Origin of the sequence: Acinetobacter rongchengensis, assembly GCF_003611475.1 — a bacterium.
Taxonomy (GTDB): domain Bacteria; phylum Pseudomonadota; class Gammaproteobacteria; order Pseudomonadales; family Moraxellaceae; genus Acinetobacter; species Acinetobacter rongchengensis.
The window spans coordinates 1-5,221 of the sequence record NZ_RAXT01000100.1; the positions used below are offsets into that span (position 1 = coordinate 1).

Consider the following 5,221-nt stretch of genomic DNA (forward strand, 5'->3'; position numbering starts at 1 on the left):
AAGACCTAATGAAAATGATTAAAAAAATTAATAATTTGAGTTTATTTTCAGTCACTTTGTTACTTAAATAATGAAACATATGATTTCATTGATTGTTGCCTGACTTTGGTCAAATCATTTAAAATCAATACATTGTCATTATTTAAACAACGAAGCCATTATTAATTAAAGCTCAATAGACGCAGCTTCGATATGCTGGTTTTGCTTTGCTAGATTTAGATATTTTTCAGCAATTTCTCTATCTTTTTTAACTCCAATCCCTTCATTATAGATTTTAAATAATTCAAAAGCTGCATCAATATCACCTAAATCTGCTGCACTTTTATAGTATTCAAGGCTCTGTTGTAAGTCTAACGAGACCCCTTCACCTACTTTAAAAATTTCAGCCAAAAGAAAATAAGCTTTTGCATTATTTAAATCTTTTGCCTGATTTAACCAAAATAAAGTGCCATCAATATTTTGTTGTTGACGCTCATGCATCACCATACAAAGTATTGCTTGCTCATGACCATTCTGTGCTGCGGATTTCAGTAATGAAATATGCTGTTCGTGCTCTGGCGGTAGTTGCATAGACACTTCAAACTGTGCAACGGGATCTCCAGACTCAGCTTGCTTGAGTAAAGCTTGGTCTATTCTTTCTAAATTCATCATCATTAACCACCCTACTTACATCTTTTAAAATTTAATTTATGTGATGTATCTATAATTTATTCTCTTCATCATAACGTAGAATTTCCAATCTCCAAGCAAATATTTTATCTTTCGATATAAACTGTAGAAATAGTCGCTTTATGATCGACTAATGATAAAATCTCGTAAGAATATTACACTTTTATACTTATGCAGAACTCTCATCTTACTGCCGTGCTGTTCATGGTTTTATCCATGGTTGCATATCAGATCAGCGCATCATTTGCTAAACAGCTTTTTGAGGTTTTAGATCCACTTACAGTGGTTACTTTAAGATTGTGTTTTGCTGCTATTCTCATTGTTCTCATGTTTAGATCATGGAAAATCATTAAACGTCTGCCTTATTTAAGATGGAAAGACTTATTACTTTATAGTGGTTCTGTATGTTTAATGAATGTCTTGTTTTATGCATCCTTAGGTAAATTACCACAGGGAATTGCAGTCGGGTTAGAGTTCCTTGGTCCACTTACCTTGGCATTACTCTCTATTAAGCAAAGAAGTGATTATCTTTGGGTCTTGCTTGCCATTATTGGTGTTGCACTGATGGTGCCATGGCAAGATGCAACTGCACATAATTTTTCGTATCTTGGTGCAGCTTTTGCTTTAGGTGCAGGGATTTGTTGGGCAATCTATATCTATTATGGGCAAAAGGTGGTTCGTCAAAATATTGGCATGCATGCTTTAAGTATTGCCATCGTTCTTTCAGCACTAGTGATGTTACCGATTAGTGCTGTACACCATCCAGAAGCATTACTCAAAACTGAATATTGGGGCAAAGCCTTACTCATCGCCTTATTAGCCACCGCTATTCCTTATGCATTGGATTTAATGGCTTTAAAACGCTTAAGCAAACTCAGCTATGGAACACTTTCAAGTCTATCTCCAGCATTAGCAGCAATTGCAGGTTTCTTCTTATTAAAAGAGCAGATTAGCTTGTGGCAATGTATTGCCTTAGTCTGCATTATGCTCGCTTCTATAGGTGTGACTTTTAGATCAAAACAAGATCCTGATGCATTATAGTTTGTCATTCCATTATATTTTAGATCATTTATTTTTCATGCTTTAAATACGTAAAAAGATGGAACATTCCATCTTTTTAACCGTCTAGTATTTAAAATACAAAATTTATTAGTATTAACCTATAAGTACATCTTTATGTTTTGCCTTATATTTTTTATATTCAGCCTGATACTTTTTTGCAAGTATCCGCTTTTGATTGTCGTCCAAAATTTTACCTGCTTGTTGAAAAAATCGATGTTCCTCTTCTTGTAAATGATGATGCACCGTTTCAAATAATTTCTTTGCAAGAACCAACCAACGAGAGTGGCTAAAATCAGTCTCAGTGAGAGACTCCAGTATTTCATCCATTGCATGATGTTCCGAAAGTGCATGACGTGTAATATTCAATCCTGAATCCGTCATCATCAATGGAATATAAAAATAACGATCTTCTGCTACTGCATGCGCAAATAATTCATTTTTAAGTAATGCAAAAATCTCACGGCGCTCAGAAGTATCACCCGATGTTTCAATCAATTTTCCTGACAAATCTCGTTGAACTTCATGACTCACTTTTAATGCTTCAAAAATATCCATTTGAATCCCTCTTTATAATGATTCCCTCAATTAAACTCAATAAAATTGACTTAATCAGCTTAACATCATAAAAGAGTGATCCAGTAAACATCGTCATTAAATGAAATTTTTTGTATCGAAACGCTTACTCACTCAAAGACCTTAACTCATAAACATCTGGTAAGCCAAACGACAAATTAACACACTGACTAAAATTAAGAATAAAATCCGAATAAAGCCACTGCCGTATTTCAAAGCCATTTTTACCCCAACCAATGAACCACAGACATTGGCAACAGCCATCATTAAGCCCAATTGGAACAACACATGTCCGGTTGGAATAAAGAAGCTTAGCGCTGCAAAGTTCGTCATAAAATTACCGATTTTAGACAATGCCGATGCATGTAAAAAATCAACTTTTAAATAACGGATAAAGTAGAAAATAAAAAAGCTACCTGTTCCTGGCCCAAAAATTCCATCATAAAAACCAATCGCCAAACCACCAGCACCTGCGATTAATAACATTTTATTGGTGATTTCTTGCTGAAAATGTACTTGTCCAAATTGCTTTTTAAAAAAGGTATAAATCGCTATCACGATCAACATAAACAATACAAATGGACGCAAAATTTCCTGTGGAATCAGAGATACACAGGCCGCACCACCAAAAGAACTAATAAAAGCAGTCACGGCAATAACAGCCAAAAGCTTCCACTGGATTTTAACTTGTCTTAAATAAGAAAATGCTGCTGATGCAGTACCACAAATTGAAGCTAACTTATTGGTACCAAAAACCGTTGCTGTTGGATAATGAGGCAAGGCTCCCATCAACGCTGGAATTTGTATCAAGCCTCCTCCTCCAACTGCTGCATCGATTGCTCCTGCACAAAAAGCAAAGAAAATCAGGCTAACAACTATTTCCAGTTCCATACAACTTACTCAAATTAGAGATTTAAGACACGTTTAGGCACTAAACGCTTTTTATCAGTGATTTCAGCCAACCCTAAGCACTTTTCACCATCAAATACCAATACTTCTGCATCAGCTTCATGCTCAATATTACTTTCCATACCACGGCTAAAATATTCTCCACGCCCTTCTGGTACTTGAATTTTGGTGAAATGGTCGATTGGTGCATAAACGGGTAACAACAAGACTTCACGTTGTTGTTCTGTTAAACTTTCCAAGTATTCAATGGTATAACTCGGATCTAACTCAAAATGCCCTGTTTGAATTCGATGCAAATAGATCAAATGCCCATAGGTTCCAAGTGCTTGAGCAATATCCTCACCCAATACACGGATATAAGTGCCTTTAGAGCAGGTCACGTCTAAAGTTATTGTATCTTCTGAAAACTCAATTAAATGGATGGCATAGATGTGGATCGGGCGAGCTTCACGCTCAATCTCAATCCCTTTACGCGCCAACTCATACAAAGGGCGACCTTCTTTCTTTAATGCAGAATACATTGGTGGAACTTGTTGAATGTCACCTTGAAATTGCGCTAACACCCGTTGAATCATATCGTCTGTGAGCACAGGCACTGTTTTTTCTAACAATACCTCACCTTCAACATCGCCTGTCGTCGTGCTATGCCCAAGCTGAATCGTGGTGAGATAACGTTTTGTTGAATCAAGCAAATAGTGTGAAAATTTAGTTGCCTCTCCTAAACAGATTGGCAATAAACCTGATGCAAGTGGGTCGAGTGCACCGGTATGCCCAGCTTTCTGCGCACGATACAACCAGCGTACTTTTTGTAGCGCGGCGTTCGAACTGATTCCTAAGGGTTTATTCAATAAAAAAACGCCACTAATATGACGACGTTGGATTTTTGGCGATTTTGTAGACATATTGAATCTAATCGGAACAATGTGTGCTTATTTTAACAAATCCATTTACCTATTTTTACAATTTTATCTCTTGCAAAATAAATATTTATGTCCGATTATTTTTTGACCATAAAAACAATACAAATCAAAGGACTTACATGCAGGAAGCAAGTAGAAAATTGCTATGGATAGCAATTATTTTAATTATTGTGATGGTGTTTGCTTTTATTTTTTGGCTAAAACCGCAAGAACAGCCAAATGATGATCTACAAACATCTTCAGAAAAATTTGCTAAGCAAGAGGCAGGACAAATTATGCCTACAATGCTATCAACAACTCAAGCACAGTCCTTTTCCAGCAAAAGCCAACAAGACACCCAAGTTAATTGTCAGATTCGTGTAGATCGTTCAAATCATTTAATAGTGAATGAACAAACCAAAGATTGTTTTGAGTATTTTATTACCCAATATGGCGAAAAAACGCTTGATCAAATCAAAGTGGATTTCCTTGCTTATATCAAGGCCAGCTATAAAGAACCTGTTTTATCGCAATTAACAGACCTATGGGCACGCTATGTGGATTACCGTAGTAAATTGGGTGATCTACAGCCGCCTACAGCTGAGAAAGACAGTCCGAAGTATTATCAGCAAATTGTAGACAATACTCAGAGTTTAAGAAAAAAGTTCTTTTCTGATTATGAAATTCAAGGCTTATTTGGCACACAAGATATTTATGATCAATACACCGTTGATCGCATGCAAGTGATGGGCAACCAGAATTTATCTGCATCTGAAAAAGCTGAAAAATTAAAGCAACTATTTAACCAACTTCCTGAAGATTGGAAAGAAAACTTACAACAAGTTTCTCAACTCGATGACCTCAGAAAGCTCACTTCAGAAATTAAAGCACGTGGCGGTTCTGCCGAAGAATTACATCAAATGCGCACCAATTTAGTCGGTGCTGAAGCAACTCAACGCTTAGAAAAACTGGATGTACAACGTAGCGATTGGAAAAACAAAGTCAATCAATATTTAGCTGAGCGTGACACGATCATAAATAGCTCAATGAGTGATGCTGCAAAACAAAGCGCTATTTCACAATTAAAATCACAACAGTTTAGCAACCAA

Annotated in this window: 6 protein-coding genes; 2 read left to right on the top strand and 4 right to left on the bottom strand. The window is 36.2% G+C overall.

All coding sequences use genetic code 11. The features are described 5' to 3' along the window. Positions 1–165 precede the first annotated feature (165 nt). Positions 166–651, bottom strand: a complete 486-nt coding sequence (locus D7V20_RS18460) for a tetratricopeptide repeat protein (RefSeq protein WP_171407862.1) — start codon at positions 649–651, stop codon at positions 166–168. Positions 652–840: 189 nt separating this feature from the next. Between D7V20_RS18460 and D7V20_RS18465 the strand changes: the two genes are divergently transcribed. Beyond that, the gene (locus tag D7V20_RS18465) at positions 841–1,710 is read left to right on the top strand and encodes an EamA family transporter (RefSeq protein ID WP_120385339.1); all 870 of its coding nucleotides are present in this window, start codon (positions 841–843) and stop codon (positions 1,708–1,710) included. 114 nt (positions 1,711–1,824) lie between these two features. Here the strand turns inward: D7V20_RS18465 and D7V20_RS18470 are convergent, their stop codons facing one another. The 3 genes from D7V20_RS18470 to truB all read right to left on the bottom strand — a co-directional run bounded on the left by D7V20_RS18470 (position 1,825) and on the right by truB (position 4,115). Further along, positions 1,825–2,286, bottom strand: coding sequence for a hemerythrin domain-containing protein (locus tag D7V20_RS18470; protein ID WP_120385340.1), 462 nt, complete (start codon positions 2,284–2,286; stop codon positions 1,825–1,827). 141 nt (positions 2,287–2,427) lie between these two features. Beyond that, positions 2,428–3,195 (bottom strand): sulfite exporter TauE/SafE family protein, encoded by a 768-nt coding sequence (locus D7V20_RS18475; protein ID WP_120385341.1) that lies wholly within the window; start codon positions 3,193–3,195, stop codon positions 2,428–2,430. Between the two features lie 14 nt (positions 3,196–3,209). Next, the gene (gene truB / locus D7V20_RS18480) at positions 3,210–4,115 is read right to left on the bottom strand and encodes a tRNA pseudouridine(55) synthase TruB (protein WP_120385342.1); all 906 of its coding nucleotides are present in this window, start codon (positions 4,113–4,115) and stop codon (positions 3,210–3,212) included. Between the two features lie 137 nt (positions 4,116–4,252). Here truB and D7V20_RS18485 point away from each other — a divergent pair. Further along, on the top strand, positions 4,253–5,221 hold a 969-nt coding region (locus D7V20_RS18485; protein ID WP_120385343.1), incomplete at its 3' end, for a lipase secretion chaperone.

Bases quoted from the DNA above. Each gene is read 5' to 3' on its own strand.
- D7V20_RS18460 (WP_171407862.1), bottom strand. From the start codon at position 651: ATGATGAATTTAGAAAGAATAGACCAAGCTTTACTCAAGCAAGCTGAG.
- D7V20_RS18465 (WP_120385339.1), top strand. From the start codon at position 841: ATGCAGAACTCTCATCTTACTGCCGTGCTGTTCATGGTTTTATCCATG.
- D7V20_RS18470 (WP_120385340.1), bottom strand. From the start codon at position 2,286: ATGGATATTTTTGAAGCATTAAAAGTGAGTCATGAAGTTCAACGAGAT.
- D7V20_RS18475 (WP_120385341.1), bottom strand. From the start codon at position 3,195: ATGGAACTGGAAATAGTTGTTAGCCTGATTTTCTTTGCTTTTTGTGCA.
- truB (WP_120385342.1), bottom strand. From the start codon at position 4,115: ATGTCTACAAAATCGCCAAAAATCCAACGTCGTCATATTAGTGGCGTT.